Source organism: Streptomyces sp. 63XJN7_1_ISO-PGPR-S23-121 (genome assembly GCF_056173025.1).
Genome location: NZ_CM149653.1, coordinates 424,147 through 446,024 on the forward strand (window position 1 = coordinate 424,147; position 21,878 = coordinate 446,024).

Consider the following 21,878-nt stretch of genomic DNA (forward strand, 5'->3'; position numbering starts at 1 on the left):
GCGGAGGCGAAACCAACCCCCACCCACGTCCCGCGGACTGGACGCCGCCCCCTCCCCGGCCACCCTGAATGCGAGGATGACCGAGGCCAACGCGCACCCTCCGGAGGGCACCACCGCCATGACCCAGAAAGTCGCAGTCCTCGGCACCGGCAAGATCGGCGAAGCCCTGCTCAGCGGGATGATCGGCTCCGGCTGGTCCCCGGCCGACCTCCTGGTCACCGCCCGCCGCCCGGAACGGGCCGACGAACTCCGCGCCCGCTACGGAGTCACCCCGGTCACCAACGCCGAGGCCGCCAAGAACGCCGACACCCTGATCCTCACGGTCAAGCCGCAGGACATGGGCACCCTCCTCGACGAACTGGCCCCGCACATCCCCACCGACCGCCTGGTCATCAGCGGCGCCGCGGGCATCCCGACCTCCTTCCTCGAGGAGCGCCTCGCCGCCGGCACCCCGGTCGTCCGCGTCATGACGAACACCCCCGCCCTCGTGGACGAGGCCATGTCCGTCATCTCCGCCGGCACCCACGCCACCGCGGCCCACCTGGCCCACGCCGAGGAGATCTTCGGCGCCGTCGGCAAGACCCTCCGCGTCCCCGAGAACCAGCAGGACGCCTGCACCGCCCTCTCCGGCTCCGGCCCGGCCTACTTCTTCTACCTGGTCGAAGCCATGACCGACGCCGGCATCCTCCTGGGCCTGCCCCGCGACAAGGCCCACGACCTGATCGTCCAGTCCGCGATCGGCGCCGCGAAGATGCTCCGCGACAGCGGCGAACACCCGGTCAAGCTGCGGGAGAACGTCACGTCCCCCGCCGGCACCACCATCAACGCCATCCGCGAACTCGAGAACCACGGCGTCCGAGCGGCCCTCATCGCCGCCCTGGAAGCCGCCCGCGACCGCAGCCGAGAACTCGCCTCCGGCACCAAGGACTGACCCGGACGAAGTCGGAGAGCTGGCACCGCGGCTGCCCCCCACTATGGTGGCAGCCGCGCTCACTCCGTCGCGGCCACCACGTCCCCCGTCGTCACCACCCGCGCGAACCCGCCTCCGTGCAGCGAGACCGCCGACGCCCGCGCCAGCTCGTCCGCGCTCTGCCGCCAGCCGAAGGGCCCCTCCAGGTCGAAGGTGTACGTCGCGTCGAACGCGACCAGCACGTCGTAGCCGAGGTTCCCGCCCATCCGTGCCGTCGTCTCGACGCACATGTTCGTCTGGATCCCGGCCAGCACGACCTGGCCGATCCCTTGTTCCCGGAGCCACGCCCCCAGGTCCGGCGTCCCGAGGAAGGCCGAGTTCACGGTCTTCGTGACCAGCAGCTCGGCTCCGCTCCCCTTGCCGCGCCGCTGCTCCACGTACTCCTTGAAGCCGTTGCCCTCGTACCCGGTCCGCAACGGCGACCCCTCCTTGACCGAGTCGTGCCGCACGAAGACGACCGGCCGCCCGGTCGCCTGCCACACGTCGAGGAGGGCGGCGATGTTGTCGTCCGCCGCAGGGTGGTTGCGCGTCCCCCAGAAGGCGAGCTCCTCGAAGCCCTTCTGCACGTCCACAACCACCAGCGCCGCGTTCTCTGCGATGTCCATGCCCACGATCGTGCCGCCGGACGGCCACGCTCCCCAGAGGTACAGAAGTCGGCGATCGATGGTTTACTGCCACTCATGGCAGCCCAGGCCACCGTCCAGGCCCCCTACCGCGTCGCCCTCGTCGCCTTCCCCGGCATCCGGGCCTTCGACGTCTCCGTCATCACCGAGGTCTGGGGCACCGACCGCACCGACCGCGGCGCCCCCGCCTTCGACCTGCGCCGGGTCGCCGCCGACGGCACCACAGCCGTCCCGATGCGCGGCGGCCTCGCCCTCCACCCCGACCGCCCCCTCGACTGGCTGGACGACGCCGACCTCGTCGTGGTCCCCGGCCTCGACGACCACCTCACCCCGGCCCCCGCCCCGGTCCTCACCGCCCTCCGCCGCGCGCACACCCGCGGCACCACCGTCGCGGCCCTGTGCGGCGGCGCGTTCACCCTCGCCCAGGCGGGCCTCCTCGACGGCCGTCGCGCCATCACCCACTGGCGACTGATCGACCTCCTGCGCACCCACCACCCCCGCGTCACCGTCGTCCCCGACGCCCTCTTCATCGAGGACGACAACCTCTGGACCGCGGCCGGCACCGCGGCCGGAATCGACCTCTGCCTGCACCTGGTCCGCCTGGCCCACGGCGCCGAGGCCGCGGCCACCATCGCCCGCTCGATGGTCACCGCCCCCTTCCGGACCGGCACCCAGGCCCAGTTCATCGAGCACCCCACCCCGCGCACCGACCGTGACGCCGACGCCCTGGCCGCCGTCCGCGAGCACGCCCTGCGCCATCTCCACGAGCCCCTGACCGTCGCCGGACTGGCCGCCCGCGCCGGCATGTCCCCGCGCTCCTTCGCCCGCCACTTCACGGCGGCCACCGGCACCACCCCGCTGCGCTGGCTCCTCGACCAGCGCATCGCCGCCGCCCAGAAACTCCTGGAGCGCACCGACCTGCCCATGCCCGATATCGCCCGCAGGGCAGGCTTCGGCAGCGAGGTCACGATGCGCCAGCACTTCGCATCGCGCCTCGCCACCAGCCCCCGCGCCTACCGCGCCGCGTTCACCACGGTGTCCGACACCGGCGGCAGCAGGCCGATCGCCCGGTAGGCCGCGTCCACGGTCGGCCGGGCCATCGCCCGCGCCTTCTCCGCACCCTCCCGCAGCACCCCCTCGACGTACCCGGGATCCGCGCACAGCTCCCGGTGCCGCGTTCGCAACGGCCGCAGCACCTCGACCACGGCCTCCGCGACGTCCTTCTTCAGCGCGCCGTACGAGTCGTACCCCCCGGCCAGTACCTCCGGCTCCGCACCCGTGCACGCGGCGAGGATCTCCAGCAGGTTCGCGAGCCCCGGCCGCCCCTCCCGGTCGTACACGACCTCGCGCCCGCTGTCGGTCACTGCCCGCATGACCTTCTTCCGCACCACGTCCGGCTCGTCCAGCAGATAGACGATCCCCGGCCCGACGTCATCGCTCTTGCCCATCTTCGAGTCCGGCTCCTGAAGGTTCATCACCCGGGCCGCCACCGCCGGATTCGTGGCCCGCGGCACCACGAACGTGTGCCCGTACCGCTGGTTGAACCGCACCGCCAGATCCCGGGCCAGCTCCACGTGCTGCGTCTGGTCGTGCCCCACCGGCACCTCGTCCGTCCCGTACGCCAGGATGTCGGCCGCCATCAGCACGGGATACGTCAGCAACGACAGCCGCACGCTCCCGCCCCGCTCTCTCTCCCGCGCGGCCTTCTCCTTGTACTGGATCATCCGGCGCATCTCACCGTCCGTGGCCACGCACTCCAGCAGGTACGACAGCCGCGCGTGTTCGTCCACGTGACTCTGGACGAACACGGTGCACAACTCCGGATCCAGCCCAGCCGCCAGCAGCAGCGAGGCCGCCTGCCGGCTGAGCCGGCGCACCCGTGCCGGATCGTGGCCCACGGTCAGCGCGTGCAGGTCGACGACGCAGAACAGCGCGTCCGACCGGTGCTGGTCCTCCGCGGCCCACCGCCGCAGGGCGCCCAGGTAGTTCCCCAGCGTCAGGTTTCCGGTCGGCTTGACCCCACTGAACACTCGTGTCATCTCTCCACCTCCTGGTCAGGGCCGCCGCCACCCGCCGGCCGCCCCTCCTGGAGGGAGATACGAGAACGGCCGCCGAAGCGGCGGCCGTCACATGCCTACGTGAGTACGGGCCGCCGTCAGGCGGCCCACCAGAACTGGTTGCACGTACGCGTCATCACGCCCCCAAGCTACGCCTCTGGCAGGCACTTCGCCTCCGAGTTGACACGACCTGCCCGCATCCGTAGTGTGCTCCGAGTTGTCCGACGTGAGCGCCGACTCCGGTCGGTCCCCGGACAGCGATTCCGCAAGTACCAACCACTCCTCGACGATCAGTCGCGCTGTCGGCGTCGTCGTGTTATTGGCGCGCGTATTTACGGAATGAGGAATCCACGTTCGAAAGGACGCGGCCCCCGATTAGCTCGGGAGTCGGGAATCCGCTAGAGTCTCACCTCGTCGGAACGGCCCAACAGCCGGGAAGTCAACCCCCTCTGACTGGGAATCAGGCCCGAAAGGATCTGATAGAGTCGGAACCGCCGGAAAGGGAAACGCGAAAGCGGGAACCTGGAAAGCACCGAGGAAATCGGATCGGAAAAGGATCTGATAGAGTCGGAAACGCAAGACCGAAGGGAAGCGCCCGGAGGAAAGCCCGAGAGGGTGAGTACAAAGGAAGCGTCCGTTCCTTGAGAACTCAACAGCGTGCCAAAAGTCAACGCCAGATATGTTGATACCCCGTCTCCGGCCGTCAGGCTGGGACGAGGTTCCTTTGAAAAAACACAGCGAGGACGCTGTGAACGGTCGGATCATTCCTCCGACTGTTCCGCTCCCGTGTGTGTCGCACCGGCGGTGTTAATTCACTGGCCGAGTAAACATTCACGGAGAGTTTGATCCTGGCTCAGGACGAACGCTGGCGGCGTGCTTAACACATGCAAGTCGAACGATGAACCACTTCGGTGGGGATTAGTGGCGAACGGGTGAGTAACACGTGGGCAATCTGCCCTGCACTCTGGGACAAGCCCTGGAAACGGGGTCTAATACCGGATACTGACCGTCACAGGCATCTGTGACGTTCGAAAGCTCCGGCGGTGCAGGATGAGCCCGCGGCCTATCAGCTTGTTGGTGAGGTAATGGCTCACCAAGGCGACGACGGGTAGCCGGCCTGAGAGGGCGACCGGCCACACTGGGACTGAGACACGGCCCAGACTCCTACGGGAGGCAGCAGTGGGGAATATTGCACAATGGGCGAAAGCCTGATGCAGCGACGCCGCGTGAGGGATGACGGCCTTCGGGTTGTAAACCTCTTTCAGCAGGGAAGAAGCGAAAGTGACGGTACCTGCAGAAGAAGCGCCGGCTAACTACGTGCCAGCAGCCGCGGTAATACGTAGGGCGCAAGCGTTGTCCGGAATTATTGGGCGTAAAGAGCTCGTAGGCGGCTTGTCACGTCGGTTGTGAAAGCCCGGGGCTTAACCCCGGGTCTGCAGTCGATACGGGCAGGCTAGAGTTCGGTAGGGGAGATCGGAATTCCTGGTGTAGCGGTGAAATGCGCAGATATCAGGAGGAACACCGGTGGCGAAGGCGGATCTCTGGGCCGATACTGACGCTGAGGAGCGAAAGCGTGGGGAGCGAACAGGATTAGATACCCTGGTAGTCCACGCCGTAAACGGTGGGCACTAGGTGTGGGCAACATTCCACGTTGTCCGTGCCGCAGCTAACGCATTAAGTGCCCCGCCTGGGGAGTACGGCCGCAAGGCTAAAACTCAAAGGAATTGACGGGGGCCCGCACAAGCGGCGGAGCATGTGGCTTAATTCGACGCAACGCGAAGAACCTTACCAAGGCTTGACATACACCGGAAAGCATTAGAGATAGTGCCCCCCTTGTGGTCGGTGTACAGGTGGTGCATGGCTGTCGTCAGCTCGTGTCGTGAGATGTTGGGTTAAGTCCCGCAACGAGCGCAACCCTTGTCCCGTGTTGCCAGCAGGCCCTTGTGGTGCTGGGGACTCACGGGAGACCGCCGGGGTCAACTCGGAGGAAGGTGGGGACGACGTCAAGTCATCATGCCCCTTATGTCTTGGGCTGCACACGTGCTACAATGGCCGGTACAATGAGCTGCGATACCGCGAGGTGGAGCGAATCTCAAAAAGCCGGTCTCAGTTCGGATTGGGGTCTGCAACTCGACCCCATGAAGTCGGAGTCGCTAGTAATCGCAGATCAGCATTGCTGCGGTGAATACGTTCCCGGGCCTTGTACACACCGCCCGTCACGTCACGAAAGTCGGTAACACCCGAAGCCGGTGGCCCAACCCCTTGTGGGAGGGAGCTGTCGAAGGTGGGACTGGCGATTGGGACGAAGTCGTAACAAGGTAGCCGTACCGGAAGGTGCGGCTGGATCACCTCCTTTCTAAGGAGCACTTCTTAACCGGGCTTGCCTGGTTCAGAGGCCAGTACATCAGCGAATGTCTGATGCTGGTTGCTCATGGGTGGAACGTTGACTACTCGGCACGATCGACTTGATGGATCACTAGTACTGCTTCGGCGTGGAACGTGAATCCGGAGAGGGATTGTGTCGGGCACGCTGTTGGGTGTCTGAGGGAACGAACCCTCAGTTGCCGGCCCCAGTGCACTCGGGATGTTGTCCCGGGGTGATGGGTGGTTGGTCGTTGTTTGAGAACTGCACAGTGGACGCGAGCATCTGTGGCCAAGTTTTTAAGGGCGCACGGTGGATGCCTTGGCACCAGGAACCGATGAAGGACGTGGGAGGCCACGATAGTCCCCGGGGAGTCGTCAACCAGGCTTTGATCCGGGGGTTTCCGAATGGGGAAACCCGGCAGTCGTCATGGGCTGTCACCCGCTGCTGAACACATAGGCAGTGTGGAGGGAACGCGGGGAAGTGAAACATCTCAGTACCCGCAGGAAGAGAAAACAACCGTGATTCCGGGAGTAGTGGCGAGCGAAACCGGATGAGGCCAAACCTACGACGTGTGAGACCCGGCAGGGGTTGCGTCGTGGGGGTTGTGGGATCTCTCTTCTGTCGTCTGCCGGCGACAGGACGAGTCAGAAACCGTTGATGTAGGCGAAGGACATGCGAAAGGTCCGGCGTAGAGGGTAAGACCCCCGTAGTCGAAACATCAGCGGCTCGTTTGAGAGACACCCAAGTAGCACGGGGCCCGAGAAATCCCGTGTGAATCTGGCGGGACCACCCGCTAAGCCTAAATATTCCCTGGTGACCGATAGCGGATAGTACCGTGAGGGAATGGTGAAAAGTACCGCGGGAGCGGAGTGAAATAGTACCTGAAACCGTGTGCCTACAAGCCGTGGGAGCGTCGCGCAAGGACTTGTCCTTGCGTCGTGACTGCGTGCCTTTTGAAGAATGAGCCTGCGAGTTTGCGGTGTGTTGCGAGGTTAACCCGAGTGGGGAAGCCGTAGCGAAAGCGAGTCCGAACAGGGCGTTTCAGTAGCACGCTCAAGACCCGAAGCGGAGTGATCTAGCCATGGGCAGGTTGAAGCGGAGGTAAGACTTCGTGGAGGACCGAACCCACCAGGGTTGAAAACCTGGGGGATGACCTGTGGTTAGGGGTGAAAGGCCAATCAAACTCCGTGATAGCTGGTTCTCCCCGAAATGCATTTAGGTGCAGCGTCGTGTGTTTCTTGCCGGAGGTAGAGCACTGGATAGGCGATGGGCCCTACCGGGTTACTGACCTTAGCCAAACTCCGAATGCCGGTAAGTGAGAGCACGGCAGTGAGACTGTGGGGGATAAGCTCCATGGTCGAGAGGGAAACAGCCCAGAGCATCGACTAAGGCCCCTAAGCGTACGCTAAGTGGGAAAGGATGTGGAGTCGCACAGACAACCAGGAGGTTGGCTTAGAAGCAGCCACCCTTGAAAGAGTGCGTAATAGCTCACTGGTCTAGTGATTCCGCGCCGACAATGTAGCGGGGCTCAAGCGTACCGCCGAAGTCGTGTCATTGCAGCATGTAGCCCCAACGGGCGCTGTGATGGGTAGGGGAGCGTCGTCTGCCGGGTGAAGCAGCACCGGAAGGTAGTTGTGGACGGTTGACGAGTGAGAATGCAGGCATGAGTAGCGATACAAACGTGAGAAACGTTTGCGCCGATTGACTAAGGGTTCCTGGGTCAAGCTGATCTGCCCAGGGTAAGTCGGGACCTAAGGCGAGGCCGACAGGCGTAGTCGATGGATAACCGGTTGATATTCCGGTACCCGCTGTGAAGCGTCAAACATCGAGCATCGTGATGCTAAGGCCGTGAAGCCGCCCTGATCTCTTCGGAGTTGAGGGGAGTGGTGGAGCCGCTGAACCAAGCGGTTAGTAGGTGAGTGATGGGGTGACGCAGGAAGGTAGTCCATCCCGGGCGGTGGTTGTCCCGGGGTAAGGGTGTAGGCCGTGCGATAGGCAAATCCGTCGCACTTGTGGCTGAGACCTGATGCCGAGCCGATTGTGGTGAAGTGGATGATCCTATGCTGTCGAGAAAAGCCTCTAGCGAGTTTCATGGCGGCCCGTACCCTAAACCGACTCAGGTGGTCAGGTAGAGAATACCGAGGCGTTCGGGTGAACTATGGTTAAGGAACTCGGCAAAATGCCCCCGTAACTTCGGGAGAAGGGGGGCCACGTCTGGTGACGAGTCTTGCACTCTGAGCTGGGTGTGGCCGCAGAGACCAGCGAGAAGCGACTGTTTACTAAAAACACAGGTCCGTGCGAAGCCGTAAGGCGATGTATACGGACTGACGCCTGCCCGGTGCTGGAACGTTAAGGGGACCGGTTAGCTCCATTTCGGTGGGGCGAAGCTGAGAACTTAAGCGCCAGTAAACGGCGGTGGTAACTATAACCATCCTAAGGTAGCGAAATTCCTTGTCGGGTAAGTTCCGACCTGCACGAATGGCGTAACGACTTCTCGACTGTCTCAACCATAGGCCCGGTGAAATTGCACTACGAGTAAAGATGCTCGTTTCGCGCAGCAGGACGGAAAGACCCCGGGACCTTTACTACAGTTTGATATTGGTGTTCGGTTCGGCTTGTGTAGGATAGCTGGGAGACTTTGAAGTCCATACGCCAGTATGGGTGGAGTCGTCGTTGAAATACCAGTCTGGTCGTGCTGGATGTCTAACCTGGGTCCGTGATCCGGATCAGGGACAGTGTCTGATGGGTAGTTTAACTGGGGCGGTTGCCTCCTAAAGAGTAACGGAGGCGCCCAAAGGTTCCCTCAGCCTGGTTGGCAATCAGGTGTTGAGTGTAAGTGCACAAGGGAGCTTGACTGTGAGACCGACGGGTCGAGCAGGGACGAAAGTCGGGACTAGTGATCCGGCGGTGGCTTGTGGAAGCGCCGTCGCTCAACGGATAAAAGGTACCCCGGGGATAACAGGCTGATCTTCCCCAAGAGTCCATATCGACGGGATGGTTTGGCACCTCGATGTCGGCTCGTCGCATCCTGGGGCTGGAGTCGGTCCCAAGGGTTGGGCTGTTCGCCCATTAAAGCGGTACGCGAGCTGGGTTTAGAACGTCGTGAGACAGTTCGGTCCCTATCCGCTGTGCGCGTAGGAGTCTTGAGAAGGGCTGTCCCTAGTACGAGAGGACCGGGACGGACGAACCTCTGGTGTGCCAGTTGTCCTGCCAAGGGCATGGCTGGTTGGCTACGTTCGGGAGGGATAACCGCTGAAAGCATCTAAGCGGGAAGCCTGCTTCGAGATGAGGACTCCCACCCACTTGATGGGGTAAGGCTCCCAGTAGACGACTGGGTTGATAGGCCGGATCTGGAAGCACCGTGAGGTGTGGAGGTGACCGGTACTAATAGGCCGAGGGCTTGTCCTCAGTTGCTCGCGTCCACTGTGTTGGTTCTGAAACCACGAACAACCCGTCCCCGGTCACAGGGGCGGCTGGTTGTCTGTTTCATAGTGTTTCGGTGGTCATAGCGTTAGGGAAACGCCCGGTTACATTCCGAACCCGGAAGCTAAGCCTTTCAGCGCCGATGGTACTGCAGGGGGGACCCTGTGGGAGAGTAGGACGCCGCCGAACAAATATTGGGAAAACCCCGCACCTCACGGTGCGGGGTTTTCTGCGTTTAGGGTCGTCGTATGCGCTACGAACTGATCCTCTTCGACAACGACGGTGTCCTCGTCGACAGCGAACCGGTCTCCAACCGCCTGCTGGCCGCCCATCTGACCGAGCTGGGGCACCCGACGTCGTACGAGGACTCGCTGCGCGACTACATGGGGTCCGCGATGCACCGGGTCCACGACCTGGTCCTGGAGCGGTCCGGCCGGCCGCTTCCGGAGGACTTCGACGATGTCTTCCACAGGCGGGTGTTCGCGGCCTTCGAGCGGGACCTGGAGCCCGTCCCCGGCGTCGTCGGTGTGCTGGAGAAGCTGGCGGCCGACGAGGTGCCGTACTGCGTGGCCTCCTCCGGGAGCCATGAGCGGATCCGCGTGGGGCATCGGAAGACCGGGCTGGACCGGTGGTTCGACGACGCGCGGATCTTCAGCGCCGAGGACGTGGGCCGGGGCAAGCCGGCGCCCGATCTGTTCCTGCACGCGGCCGAGCGGATGGGCGTCGCACCCCAGCGATGCCTGGTGATCGAGGACAGCGCGCTGGGAGTGCGGGCGGCCGTGGCGGCCGGGATGGACGTGTACGGGTTCACCGGGATGACGCCGGCCGAGAGGCTCACCGGGTCCACTCGACTCTTCGGCGACATGGGGGAGTTGGCTGACCTGCTCGTATGACGGCGGGCAGCCGGCCCGTGCTGACATTTGTCATGCGGACCTCCGGACGGATGTTTCTACTGCGGGACCGGGCCCGACCGCGAAGCTGTGTGCATGACGACGAACACGGGCACGGGCATCCAGCAGCGCAAGAGTCGTACCTTCGTCTCCCTGCTCCTGGAGGTGGGGGTACCTGTCGGCTCGTACTACGTCCTGAAGGGCGCCTTCGGGATGAGCTCCGTCGCGGCGCTCGGCTGGAGCACCGTCGTGCCGGTGCTGCGGACCGGGTGGGGGCTGTCCAGGCACCGCGAGGTGAACGGCCTGCCCGTCCTCATCCTCCTGGTGAACCTCGTCGGGCTGCTGCTCAGCTTCGGGACGGGGGACGCCCGGCTGCTGCTCATGAAGGACAGCGCGATCGGCAGTGTGGTGGGGATCGTGCTGCTGGTGTCCGTGCTGACGGGGCGGCCGATGATGACCGCCACCCTCAAGCCGTGGCTGATCAAGGGGGACGCCCGGCGGGAAGCCGCGTGGGAGCGGCTGCGGCGGGAGTCGCCGGCGTTCCGGCGGGCGGAGCTGCGGTTCACCGGTGTGTGGGGCACGGCGTTCCTCGTCGAGTGCGCGGCCCGGGCCGCCGGCGCCTGGACGGTCCCCGTCGACACGATGGTCTGGCTGGGGACGGTCATCATGGTCGCCGCGATGGTGCTGGCCTTCGTGATCAGCGGTGCCCTGGGCGCCGGCCCGATGGTGCACATGCTCGGCACGTCCGTGGCCGCGGCCTCCGGTCCCGACGCCGCACCGGCCCAGGCTCCCGTCCTCGCCGAGCCCGGCGAAGTTGAGGCGGATTCACCTTTGGCGGGATCTACCCACCGGTAAGCCGGGGCCCTACGCTCGCCGCCATGACAGATGTGCTGCGGCGCGGCAGGGCCTCGTTGGCGTTCGGCTTCTTCGCGCAGGGGGTCGCCTTCGCCCTGCTCGTGACGCGCATCCCGGCCATCCAGGACCGGTACGGCGTCTCCGACGCGCTGCTGCCGGTCTTCCTGGCCGCCGTCCCCGTCCTCGCCGGTGCGGGGAGCGTGGCGACGGAGCGGCTGGTGCGGCGGATACGCCCAAGTCGGGTGCTGCGCTGGTCCCAGCCCGTGGTGCTGCTGGCGCTGCTGGGCGTCGGCGCGGGAGACCGGATGGTGGCCCTGGCCGTGGCGCTGGGGGCGTTCGGGCTGGCGGTGGGGGCGCTGGACGCCTCGATGAACATGCTCGGGGTGAGCCTGCAGCGGGCGTACGGGCGCAGCATCATGCTCGGGTTCCACGCGGTCTACAGTCTGGGCGGGATCCTGGGGGCCTCGCTGGCGTGGGCGGGGGCGCACTGGGACCTGGCGCTGTGGGTGTCGTACCTCCCGGCCGTGGCGGTGCTGTTGCCGGCCGCGCTGGTGGGGAGCCGGTGGTACGTCGACGGGGAGCGGACGGGCGCCGTGGCGGAGACGCCGGCGGGCGGGGGCGCCGCGGCGGGGGTCGGCTTCAAGGTGCTGCTGCCGCTGTGCCTGGTCATGACGTTCGCGTACATCGGGGACTCGACGGTCTCCAACTGGAGCGCGAAGTACCTCCAGGACGTACTGGGGAGTTCGGAGCAACTGGCGACCGTCCCGTACAACGTGTACATGGTGACGACGCTGGTGGGGCGGGCGGTCGGGGACTTCGGCGTGCGGCGGCTGGGGGCCGTCGCGGTGGTGCGGGGCGGGGCGGTCGTCGCGGCGGGCGGGTTCGCGGTGGTGGCCGCCGCGCCGGGGGCGTGGGCCGGGATGCTCGGGTTCACCCTGCTGGGGCTGGGATTGTGCGTGCTGGTGCCGCAGACCTTCGCGGCGGCGGGGCGTCTGTTCCCCGGGGCGTCCGACGCCGCGGTGGCGCGGCTCAACGTCTTCAACTACGTGGGTTTCCTCATCGGTTCGCCGTTGGTGGGCGCGCTCGGGGACGCCTGGAGCTACCGCGGTGCCATGCTCGTGCCGATGGTCCTGGTGCTGGTGACGCTGGTGTACGCCAGGTCGTTCGAGGCTCAACCGGACCGATACGGTGGCGGGCATGAGCGGCCGCGCACAGCTGATGTGGGACGAGGCAGTAACGGGCTATGACTTCGGTCCGGACCATCCGATGGATCCGGTCCGGCTCGCCCTGACGCGAGGACTGGTCGGCGCCCTCGGGCTGGATCGCGAGGTGGAGGTCGTCGCGGCGAAGGCCGCGGGGGAGTCGACGCTGCGGCTCGTCCACCGGGAGGACTACATCGACGCCGTGAAGGCGGCCTCCGCGGATCCGGATGCGGCGGACCCGGCGTACGGGCTGGGGACGGTCGACGATCCGGCGTTCCCGGGGATGCACGAGGTGTCCGCGCTGATCGCCGGGCAGTCGGTGGGTGCGGCGGAGGCGGTGTGGCGCGGGGACGCGCTGCACGCGGTGAACTTCGCGGGCGGACTGCACCATGCGATGCCGGGGGCGGCGTCGGGGTTCTGCGTCTACAACGACGCGGCGCTGGCCATCGCGCGGCTGCTGGAGCTGGGGGCGGAGCGGGTCGCGTACGTGGACGTCGACGTGCACCACGGGGACGGGGTGCAGGCGGCGTTCTGGGAGGACCCGCGGGTCCTGACGATCTCGCTGCACGAGCATCCGCGGTCGCTGTTCCCGCAGACGGGGTGGCCGGAGGAGACCGGGGCCGACAACGCCGAGGGCTCGGCCGTGAACGTCGCGCTGCCGGCCGGGACCGGGGACGCGGGGTGGGTGCGGGCGTTCCACGCGGTGGTGCCGGAGCTGATCGCGGACTTCCGGCCGCAGGTGCTGGTGACGCAGCACGGGGCCGACACGCACTTCGAGGATCCGCTGGCGCATCTGGCGGTGTCCCTGGACGCGCAGCGGGCCGTGCAGGTGGCGTGTCACGACCTGGCGCACGAACACGCCGACGGGCGGTGGGTGGCGCTGGGCGGGGGCGGCTACGCGGTGGTGGAGGTGGTGCCGCGGTCGTGGACGCACCTGGTGGGGATCGCGGCGGGGCGGCCGGTGGAGCCGGAGACGGTGATTCCCGAGGGGTGGCGGCAGGAGGTGTTCGCGCGGACGCGGCAGCTCGGGCCGATGCGGATGACCGATGGGCGGTGGCCGGTGGGGTGGGCCTCGTGGGAGGCGGGGTACGACCCCGCGGATCGGTTGGATCAGGCGGTGGTGGCTACTCGGCGGGCGGTGTTTCCCCTGCGGGGGTTGTTGGCGTGACGGTGGGGTGAGGTGAGGGCCTCGGCCGCCTGTGGGGTGCCCGGCGTGGGCGGCGGCTGGGGTTGGGGTTGGGGTTGGGGTTGGGCCGATTGTGGGGTGTTCGGGGGGTTCGGGGGGCGGGGGTGGGTGGGGGCGGAAGGATGGGGGTGTGCTGAGCCGTGGAGCTCTTCGGGCTCATCTTCTGGACGCTCGTCTTGCCGGAGTCGTGGCCACCTCTCGCGAGGTGAGTCTGCGGAGCTACCGGCTGTTCGCCGCACGGGACCCGCGGGTGCTGCTCGGGATCGACCCGCAGGGCGACTGGGGGCAGCGGGAGCTGCTCGGGTTGATGGCGCGCAGGTGTGGCGTTTCGGCCGACCCGCGGCATACTTCGGGCCAGGATGTGATCGACCCCGAGCGGACGCTGACCGCTCTGGACGCCTTCGCCGGGCGGCTCGCCGCGGTCGCCGAGCGTCGCGCTCCGGTCCTCCTGGGCACCGGGCACCCGCATCGGCTGCTTGGTTTCTACGTCGCCCTGGCCGACGCCCTGTCGGCGGCGGGATGTGCTGTCCTCACCCCGGCGCAGGGTCGCCGTGTCGACATAACGACCCGGTTCGGTCTACGCATCTGCAACCTCGAGTACGTCCGCGGAGTCGGGTTGGTGCGGGAGGAGGACGCGGAACGCTCCGGGCGTGAGCCCGGCGCACACACGCACTCGCCGCTCCCGGTTCGGACCGCGCTGGCGGTGGCGGCCGAGGCCGGCGGGCCGCTTCCCGAGTTGGTGATCGGGGACCACGGCTGGGTCTGCGGAGCAGGTCAGCTGGGGTTCGAGGCCATCGGGCCGGGCGATACGAACGATCCCGCGCTCTTCGTGGGGGAGGCCGAGGGGCTGGTGTCCGTCGCCGTTCCACTTGATGACGGCGTGCGGCCCGAGTACTACCTGCCGCTCACCCGCTACGTACTCAATCGGGCGTGTCTGTCCCAGTAGCATGCTGATGGATGCACCTCTTCCCCATTCGCATCACCCGCACCTACATTGGGGAGTGAGCACGCAACGACGAAGAGTCACCGGAAGGGGAAGCCGGTGGCCGTCGAGTGCGGAAGGTTCAGGTGTGTCATGGCTGCAGCTGGCGAAAGGCCTCTGAACGAGGTTCAGTTCCTTACCGTGGCGGAGGTCGCCGCGGTGATGCGCGTGTCCAAGATGACCGTGTACCGGTTGGTGCACAGCGGTCATCTGCCCGCGATCCGGGTGGGACGGTCGTTCCGTGTCCCGGAGCAAGCGGTTCACGAGTACCTCCGCGAGAGCTATGTGGGGGTGGAAACGGCCTGACGACCTCGATTACGACCTCAGCGCTCGGGCGGGTAGGCTGGCCCCTCGTAGGTCGTGTGGGCCCATGGCGCCCAAACAACCGAGTGATGAGAAGTGAGCGAGGGTAGTCGTGGGCTCTGTTATCAAGAAGCGGCGCAAGCGGATGGCCAAGAAGAAGCACCGCAAGCTGCTCAAGCGCACGCGCGTTCAGCGTCGCAACAAGAAGTAAGCGACGCTGCGCCGTCAGCGTGGTCTGTGGCCCCCCACCGCATCCGGTGGGGGGCCGCAGTCGTCTTCCGGGCTCGTGGCGTTCGGGTGGGCGTGAATTCCCGTCACGTGCTGCATCCGGCGGTCATCACAGCGCAACACCGACCGGCTAAGTTGGCCCGCAGGCGGGAACGCGGCAGGGTACGCAGTAGGGCGAGAGGAAGGCGCTGATCTTGAGCAAGGTCGTGCTCGTGACCGGGGTGGCCCGTCCGCTGGGAGGCCGGTTCGTCCGGCGGATCCAGCGTGATCCCGACGTGGACCGGGTCGTGGCCGTGGACGCCGTCGCGCCCGAGCACCACCTGGGCGGTGCCGACTTCGTGCTGGCGGACATCAGGCAGTCGGCCATCGGGCGGGTGCTGGCGGAGACGGGCGCCGACACGGTCGTCCACATGGACGTCACGGGCACCCCGCTGGGCAGCGGCAGCCGCACGTCGGTCAAGGAGACCAACGTCATCGGCACGATGCAGCTGCTCGGCGCCTGCCAGAAGTCCCCGACCGTGAAGCGGCTCGTGGTCAAGTCCAGTACGAACGTCTACGGTTCCGCGCCCCGCGACCCGGCCGTCTGCACCGAAACCACCCCGCCTAAGTCGCTGCCCAGCGGCGGTTTCGCCAAGGACGCCGTGGAGGTCGAGGGGTACGTGCGGGGCTTCGCGCGCCGCCGGCCGGACGTCGCGGTGTGCGTGCTGCGGTTCGCCAACATCCTGGGCCGGAGCGCGGACACGCCCCTCGCGTCGTACTTCGGGCTGCCGGTGCTGCCGACGGTGTTCGGCTACGACCCGCGGCTGCAGTTCGTGCACGAGGACGACGTGATCGAGGTGCTGCGCGTCGCCTCGCACGAACCGCGGCGCGGCACGCTGAACAGCGGCACGTTCAACATCGCCGGTTCAGGTGTCCTGCTGCTCTCCCAGTGCTCGCGGCGGCTGGGCCGCCCCACGGTGCCGCTGCTGCTTCCGGCGGTCACCTGGGCGGGCTCCCTCGTGCGTACGCTGGGGATGACGGACTTCTCCCCGGAGCAGATCCGGCTGCTCACCCACGGACGGGTCGTGGACACCACGCAGATGCGCGAGACCCTCGGATTCCGGCCGAAGTACACGACGGCCGAGACGTTCGCGGACTTCGTGCGCGGCCGCGGCCCGGGGCTGCTGCCGCCGGAGGCCCTCGCGGGGGCCGTCGACCGGATCGCGGAGCTGTCCCTGCGGGGCGGCGGCCCCCTTCCGACCCAGAGCGCCAACTGAGGAGCGCGGCAACGATGGCGGACGCCAAGGTCATTCCGTTCGACGACGACCGGTCCCGGGGGAGCGGCGGGAGTGCGGGACAGCGCCCGGCGCGGCGCCGCGGTGGGGGGAGCCGGCTCAAGGGCGGCGCGGCGGAGTCCGTGCCGGTGCGCGAGGTGGAGCCGCTGCCCGTCCGCGGGGCGACGGGGGACGACGCGCGCGTGTCCGGCGGGTCGTCGCCGGGGTCCCGCGGTGACGACGGCGCGGTGCGGGCACAGGACCCGGACGGCGGCCTCGAGCGGCGGGTCGCGGCCGGCCTGTCCTTCCTGCGGCGCCGTCTCACCGGCGACTACGAGGTCGACGACTTCGGCTACGACGCCGAACTCACCGACCAGGTCCTGATGTCGCTGCTCCGCCCGATGTACGAGAAGTACTTCCGGGTCGACGTGAAGGGCGTGGAGAACATCCCCGCGGAGGGGGGCGCGCTGATCGTCGCCAACCACTCCGGGACATTGCCGCTGGACGGCCTGATGATGCAGGTCGCGGTGCACGACCGTCACCCGGCCGACCGGCATCTGCGGCTGCTGGCGGCGGACCTGGTGTTCGTGCTGCCGGTGGTCAACGAGCTGGCCCGCAAGCTCGGCCACACGCTGGCGTGCGCGGAGGACGCGGAACGGCTGCTGGCCCAGGGGGAGCTGGTCGGGGTGATGCCGGAGGGGTTCAAGGGCATCGGCAAGCCGTTCAGCGAGCGCTACAAGCTGCAGCGCTTCGGGCGCGGCGGTTTCGTGTCGACGGCGCTGCGGCAGGGCGCACCGATCATTCCGTGCTCGATCGTCGGGGCGGAGGAGATCTATCCGATGATCGGCAACTCGAAGACCCTGGCACGGCTGCTGGGCTTCCCGTACTTCCCGCTGACGCCGACCTTCCCGTGGCTCGGTCCGCTGGGTGCGGTGCCGCTGCCGACGAAGTGGACGATCCAGTTCGGTGAGCCGATTCCGACGGACGGATATCCGCCGGAGGCGGCCGAGGACCCGATGCTGATGTTCAACCTGACGGACCAGGTCAGGGAGCAGATCCAGCACACGCTCTACAAGTTGCTGGTGCAACGGCGGTCGGTGTTCTTCTGAGGCGAGGCGAGGCGGGGCGTGACGGCGGGGTGCGGTGAGTCGGCGGACGGAGTCCGGCGCAGCCGGGCGAAGCCCGCGCAGCGGCGCGAGGCCGGCGGTGTGGGTGGGCTCCAGCACACGCTCTACAAGTTGCTGGTGCAACGGCGGTCGGTGTTCTTCTGAGAGCGACGGGGTGCCCCTGATGCAGGGGCACCCCACGGTGTCAGTCCGCGTCCTCGCCGTGGATCCCCAGCCCGGGAAGCAGGCCGGGGAGGAGGGGCGGGAGGGTGACGTCCGGCTTGGGGAACGCCGCGCTGTCCCGGGGCGACGGGGTGGCGCTGCCGCTCGCCTCGGGCGGGTCGAGCAGGCCGCCGGTGTTGCCGCCGAGCAGGCCGTCGTCGGTGCTGCCGGAGGCGGCCGACTCGCTGGGGCCGCCGCTGCCGGTGCCCGGGCCGTCGGACGGCCCGCTGCTGCCGGTGCCGGGGGACGCGGAGCGCCCGGTGCCGGGTGCCTCGGTGGCCGCCGGGCCGGAACCGCCCGGTCGTCCGTCGTCGCCGGGAGTGCCGTCCTGGGCCGGTGCTTTCGGCAGCAGGGACTGCAGCGGGGCGACGTCGTCCTCTATGGCGTCGAGCACCGACGACACCTCTTCACTGACGTCCCCGAGCTGCACGGGCAGCCGCTCGCGCAGGGCGCCCCAGGTCTCCCGGTGTGAGCGGGAGAAGGCGGAGAGCGCCTGCATGGGGGCCAGGGATTCGGGGTCGCGGGCGTAGGCGGCGCTGAGCAGGCGGTGGCCCTCGGACGCGTCGTGCCGCATGCCGGACAGGGCTCGGCGGATCTCGCCGAGGTCCTCGTGGTCGAGGGGGCCGCTGCGGCCGCGCTCCATGAGGCGTCGTGCCTCGTTGAGCCGGGTCGACGCCAGGTCGAGGTAGGCCCGGCCGCGCTCGTCGTCGCCGTCGGCGAAGCCGAGCTTGAAGTCCTCTATGCCGCGCTTGAGGCCGTAGAGCGAGTCACCGGGCAGCGCGTCCGAACTGGCAGCGGCGACTCCGCCGAGGGCTCCGGCGGCGACACTCACGCTCAGTCCGCCCGCGGTGAGGCCCTTGGCCAGCCGCGAGCGCGGCCGGAGCTTTCCCAGCGGGGTCGCCCGATGGGCGCCGCGGGCCCGGCGCTGCTCGGGCACCGAAGGGTCCGTCGCCCCGCCGCCCGCGGTGCCCTCCTGCATCATGGCCTCGAACGCGGCCACCAGCTGGGCCCGTTGGACGACCTTGACCTCGGGGTCCAGCTCCGGCCGGGGCAGCGATTCCAGGCCGGCGGCGAGGGACAGCAGACGTCCCTGCCCGGTCTGGTCCGCGGCGGTCCCGGCGGGTGCCGGGCCTTCGGACTGCTCGGCCGCCGCCCCGGGATCGGACTGGTCCTCCAGAGCCTGGGCGAAGGCGTTCGCCCGCCGGTGCGCCGATACGTTCGCGATCACTGGCGGCACCTCCTCTCGTCATCACGGTCGACTCCCCAGGGGGTCCTGAGGGTTGCACGCCCCTTCCGAAACCATACGAACGTGTGATCGGAGCCGGTCGGGGGTGACCACAGGGAGCCTGCATCCCGCACAACGAGCGGCGCGGTACTTGGGTTACGGACGACGGATGACCGGACCGAGGTCTCAACCGACTTCGACAGACGGTGACTTGGGGGATGCGTAGGGTGGTGGCGCCTCAGGGGCGCCGGGGACTCAGCGGGCGTCGTCCGGCAGCAGTCGGGCGAGGGTGCGGACGGCCCGGTACTGGAGGGTCTTGATGGCGCCCTCGTTCTTGCCCATGACACGGGCGGTCTCGGCGACCGAGAGGCCCTGGAGGAAGCGGAGGGTGACGCACTCCTGCTGTTGTGGGTTGAGCCGCCGGACGGCGTCGAGCAGGGCGGCGTTGGAGAGGGACTCGAGGACGGAGTCCTCGGGGGAGCGCTCGACCTCGTTGGCGTCGAGCATCTCGCCGGTGGTGACCTCGAGCCGGAAGCGGCTGGACTTGAAGTGGTCGGCGACGAGGTTGCGGGCGATGGTCACGAGCCAGGCGCCGAAGTCGCGCCCCTGCCAGGTGAAGGTGCCGATGCGCCTGAGGGCCCGCAGGAACGTCTCGCTGGTCAGGTCCTCGGCGGTCGCCTTGCCGCCCACGCGGTAGTAGATGTAGCGGTAGACGGTGTCGCTGTACTGGTCGTAGAGCCGCCCGAACGCGTCGGCCTCGCCGGCCTGGGCGCGTTCGACCAGGTCCATCATGCGGGCGCTGTCGCTGTCCGCGGCGGGGCGGCGGTGGGTGGCGGCGGCCCCCGACGAGGACGACCGCGCCCGTCTGCCGACGGCGGCGCTGCCCTCGGCCAGTGCATAGCACGGGCCCGCGGGGGCGGCGGCCGCGGCGAGGGCGGGGACGGCGTACGCGGTGGGGACGAAGACGCGCAGCAGGTCCTGGGCTGATTTGACCGTTGCGCGCAGCGTAGCCAGGCCCGAGGCGTCAACCCCGACGTGTGGGTACACGGGACTCCCAGAGGCAGAGCTTCCATCACGTGCAGTACGGAACCATTCACCCGTCGTAGCGAAGGTGGGGTACCGGATTGCGTCTGAGGAGAATAACGCTTCGTACAGGTGCTGCTACGCCCAGTTGCTCAAATCATCGATTACGTCGCTTCCGTGGCCGATTGACGCCCGGTCGAGTGCCGCAGATTGATCGCTTGACGACCGAAACGGTTCGGCTTCCTTGTGACTACAGTGCGTGTTGTGCCCGATGTGGGAGAAGGGGACTGAAGAGAGCCCTCCGCGGGTATGCCGGACCGATTGACCGAGCGGCGCCCGCACGTGCGGTGCCGTGCCGGTCGGGGGTCAGCGGCGGCGACGGTGCAGCGCGATGGCCGCCACCGTGCCGCCCGCCACCGCGCCGACGCCGGCCGCGGCCGGGATGCCGACCTTCGCGGCCTTGCGGCCCGTGCGGTAGTCGCGCAGCCGCCATTCCAGCTCGCGAGCGTGCTTGCGCAGTTTCGAGTCGGGATTGATCGCGTACGGATGGCCGACCAGCGACAGCATCGGGATGTCGTTGTGGGAGTCGCTGTAGGCGGCGCAGCGGGAGAGGTCCAGGCCCTCGGCCGCCGCCAGCGCCCGTACCGCCTCCGCCTTGGCGGGGCCGTGCAGCGGTTCGCCGACCAGCTTGCCCGTGTAGACGCCGCCGATGGACTCGGCGACCGTGCCGAGCGCGCCCGTCAGGCCCAGCCGGCGGGCGATCACCTGGGCGATCTCCACCGGGGCGGCCGTGACCAGCCAGACCTTCTGCCCGGCGTCGAGGTGGGCCTGGGCCAGGGCCCGGGTGCCCGGCCAGATCCGCTCGGCCATGTACTCGTCGTAGATCTCCTCGCCGATCGACCTCAGCTCGGAGACGCGGTGGCCCTTGACGATGGAGAGCGCCGAGTCGCGGGCGTCCTGCATGTGCTCCGGGTCCTCGATGCCGGCGAGCCGGAACCACGCCTGCTGCCAGGCGAACCGGGCGAGGTCGCGGGTCTCGAAGAACTTCCGCTTGTACAGGCCCCGGCCGAAGTGGAAGAGGGCGGCGCCCTGCATCACGGTGTTGTCGAGGTCGAAGAAGGCGGCGGCGCGGTCGTCGCCGTGGACGGGGAACTCGGGTTCCACGCCGGGGGCGGCGTCGGGAAGGTCCTGGGTGGACTTGCGGGCGGCCTCCGCCGAGGCCTCGCCTGCCAACACGCTCCGCGCCGTGGCGGAGCGCCTACGGGGGGTGAGCCATCCGAGAGCGGCCATGTCCGTGAGCATAGCCAGTTTGTTCGGAGGCTTCGGACCCGAGAGGTTGGGGGGCCGTGAACTCTGGGCGGCCGGTGCGTTGCGGGGCCGGGCCCGCGGGTGTGTCGGGCCGCCGGTCCCACGGGCGGTCCGGTCGGCGGCTCCGCGCGGGGGCCGGTCGTCGGCGGAGGCGTTCCCTCCGGTCGGGTCCGCGCGAGAATGGCCGGCATGAGTCCCCTCTTCCGCCGCAGGGCCCCGCAGGCGCCCGGGGCCCCCGAGACCGCCGAGCACCCGCCAAGCCCTCCGCACTCCGAGAACCATCTCGTCACCCTCATCCGCAAACCCGGCTGTCATCTGTGTGATGACGCACAGCTCGTCGTCGAGAAGGTGTGTGCCGAACTCGGTGTCCCCTGGGAGGGGAAGGACATCACCGAGGACAGCCGGCTCCACGACCAGTACTGGGAGCAGATCCCGGTCGTCCTGGTCGACGGCAGGCAGCACACCTTCTGGCGTGTGAACGAGGAGCGCCTGCGCAGGGCACTGACCGAGCAGTACAAGTAGTCCGGATGGTCGCTTAGGATCGATGGCGACATGGTCTCGGGGGCGTTGATCGTGAGGAGCGTGAGCGGCTTTGCCCCCGATGGGACAGGAACGCGGGTGCGAGTGCGCCGGTTCCCCGTTCGGGCGCCGGGGGTG

Annotated in this window: 16 protein-coding genes, 3 rRNA genes and 2 pseudogenes; 16 read left to right on the forward strand and 5 right to left on the reverse strand. The window is 68.0% G+C overall.

Going from position 1 to position 21,878, the window contains the following annotated elements; genetic code table 11:
* The first annotated feature begins 118 nt into the window (after positions 1–118).
* On the forward strand, positions 119–931 hold the full coding sequence (gene proC / locus AC0VYN_RS02020) for a pyrroline-5-carboxylate reductase (protein WP_475537060.1): 813 nt from the start codon (positions 119–121) through the stop codon (positions 929–931).
* Between the two features lie 59 nt (positions 932–990).
* Here the strand turns inward: proC and AC0VYN_RS02025 are convergent, their stop codons facing one another.
* Positions 991–1,575 carry a cysteine hydrolase family protein gene (locus AC0VYN_RS02025; protein WP_475534524.1) on the reverse strand — a complete coding sequence of 195 codons (585 nt, stop codon included), beginning with the start codon at positions 1,573–1,575 and terminating at the stop codon, positions 991–993.
* A 75-nt stretch (positions 1,576–1,650) separates the two neighbouring features.
* Here AC0VYN_RS02025 and AC0VYN_RS02030 point away from each other — a divergent pair, with 75 nt between their 5' ends.
* Complete coding sequence (locus tag AC0VYN_RS02030) at positions 1,651–2,667, forward strand: GlxA family transcriptional regulator (protein WP_475534525.1); 1,017 nt, start codon at positions 1,651–1,653, stop codon at positions 2,665–2,667.
* On the opposite strand, the gene trpS is transcribed toward AC0VYN_RS02030, so the two are convergent.
* Complete coding sequence (trpS, locus tag AC0VYN_RS02035; protein ID WP_475534526.1) at positions 2,607–3,632, reverse strand: tryptophan--tRNA ligase; 1,026 nt, start codon at positions 3,630–3,632, stop codon at positions 2,607–2,609. The genes AC0VYN_RS02030 and trpS overlap by 61 nt on opposite strands.
* Before the next feature lie 848 nt (positions 3,633–4,480).
* On the opposite strand from trpS, the gene AC0VYN_RS02040 reads away from it, so the two are divergent.
* The 13 genes and pseudogenes from AC0VYN_RS02040 to AC0VYN_RS02100 form a co-directional block, all read left to right on the forward strand.
* Positions 4,481–6,006 (forward strand): 16S ribosomal RNA (locus tag AC0VYN_RS02040).
* Between the two features lie 295 nt (positions 6,007–6,301).
* Positions 6,302–9,423, forward strand: a 23S ribosomal RNA gene (locus AC0VYN_RS02045).
* An 87-nt stretch (positions 9,424–9,510) separates the two neighbouring features.
* Positions 9,511–9,627, forward strand: a 5S ribosomal RNA gene (gene rrf, locus AC0VYN_RS02050).
* Together the 16S, 23S and 5S rRNA genes form the textbook arrangement of a ribosomal RNA operon.
* 59 nt (positions 9,628–9,686) lie before the next feature.
* Positions 9,687–10,331 (forward strand): HAD family hydrolase, encoded by a 645-nt coding sequence (locus AC0VYN_RS02055; RefSeq protein WP_475534527.1) that lies wholly within the window; start codon positions 9,687–9,689, stop codon positions 10,329–10,331.
* Positions 10,332–10,424: 93 nt separating this feature from the next.
* The gene (locus AC0VYN_RS02060; RefSeq protein ID WP_475534528.1) at positions 10,425–11,183 is read left to right on the forward strand and encodes a VC0807 family protein; all 759 of its coding nucleotides are present in this window, start codon (positions 10,425–10,427) and stop codon (positions 11,181–11,183) included.
* Between the two features lie 23 nt (positions 11,184–11,206).
* Positions 11,207–12,430, forward strand: a complete 1,224-nt coding sequence (locus AC0VYN_RS02065; RefSeq protein WP_475534529.1) for an MFS transporter — start codon at positions 11,207–11,209, stop codon at positions 12,428–12,430.
* Positions 12,381–13,553, forward strand: coding sequence for an acetoin utilization protein AcuC (locus AC0VYN_RS02070; RefSeq protein ID WP_475534530.1), 1,173 nt, complete (start codon positions 12,381–12,383; stop codon positions 13,551–13,553). Before AC0VYN_RS02065 ends, AC0VYN_RS02070 begins: the two co-directional genes overlap by 50 nt.
* Before the next feature lie 148 nt (positions 13,554–13,701).
* A complete protein-coding gene (locus AC0VYN_RS02075; RefSeq protein ID WP_475534531.1) occupies positions 13,702–14,517 on the forward strand; it encodes a phosphatase in 816 nt (271 codons plus the stop codon).
* A 129-nt stretch (positions 14,518–14,646) separates the two neighbouring features.
* Complete coding sequence (locus tag AC0VYN_RS02080) at positions 14,647–14,859, forward strand: helix-turn-helix domain-containing protein (protein ID WP_007443703.1); 213 nt, start codon at positions 14,647–14,649, stop codon at positions 14,857–14,859.
* 109 nt (positions 14,860–14,968) lie between these two features.
* Complete coding sequence (locus tag AC0VYN_RS02085; RefSeq protein WP_003948845.1) at positions 14,969–15,067, forward strand: 30S ribosomal protein bS22; 99 nt, start codon at positions 14,969–14,971, stop codon at positions 15,065–15,067.
* A 211-nt stretch (positions 15,068–15,278) separates the two neighbouring features.
* Positions 15,279–16,340: an NAD-dependent epimerase/dehydratase family protein gene (locus tag AC0VYN_RS02090; RefSeq protein ID WP_475534532.1), complete on the forward strand. Its 1,062-nt coding sequence runs from the start codon at positions 15,279–15,281 to the stop codon at positions 16,338–16,340.
* A 14-nt stretch (positions 16,341–16,354) separates the two neighbouring features.
* A pseudogene (locus AC0VYN_RS02095) lies at positions 16,355–16,517 on the forward strand (glycerol acyltransferase); the annotation flags it as partial.
* 89 nt (positions 16,518–16,606) lie between these two features.
* Positions 16,607–17,446, forward strand: a pseudogene (locus AC0VYN_RS02100) (lysophospholipid acyltransferase family protein); the annotation flags it as partial.
* A gap of 202 nt (positions 17,447–17,648) precedes the next feature.
* Here AC0VYN_RS02100 and AC0VYN_RS02105 read toward each other — a convergent pair.
* The 3 genes from AC0VYN_RS02105 to AC0VYN_RS02115 all read right to left on the reverse strand — a co-directional run bounded on the left by AC0VYN_RS02105 (position 17,649) and on the right by AC0VYN_RS02115 (position 21,203).
* The gene (locus AC0VYN_RS02105) at positions 17,649–18,893 is read right to left on the reverse strand and encodes a DUF5667 domain-containing protein (RefSeq protein WP_475534533.1); all 1,245 of its coding nucleotides are present in this window, start codon (positions 18,891–18,893) and stop codon (positions 17,649–17,651) included.
* Between the two features lie 252 nt (positions 18,894–19,145).
* Positions 19,146–19,937: an ECF subfamily RNA polymerase sigma factor, BldN family gene (locus tag AC0VYN_RS02110; protein ID WP_475534534.1), complete on the reverse strand. Its 792-nt coding sequence runs from the start codon at positions 19,935–19,937 to the stop codon at positions 19,146–19,148.
* A gap of 342 nt (positions 19,938–20,279) precedes the next feature.
* Positions 20,280–21,203, reverse strand: a complete 924-nt coding sequence (locus tag AC0VYN_RS02115) for an HAD family hydrolase (protein ID WP_475534535.1) — start codon at positions 21,201–21,203, stop codon at positions 20,280–20,282.
* Between the two features lie 198 nt (positions 21,204–21,401).
* Here AC0VYN_RS02115 and AC0VYN_RS02120 point away from each other — a divergent pair, with 198 nt between their 5' ends.
* A complete protein-coding gene (locus AC0VYN_RS02120; protein WP_386926341.1) occupies positions 21,402–21,743 on the forward strand; it encodes a glutaredoxin family protein in 342 nt (113 codons plus the stop codon).
* The last annotated feature ends 135 nt before the right edge of the window (positions 21,744–21,878 follow it).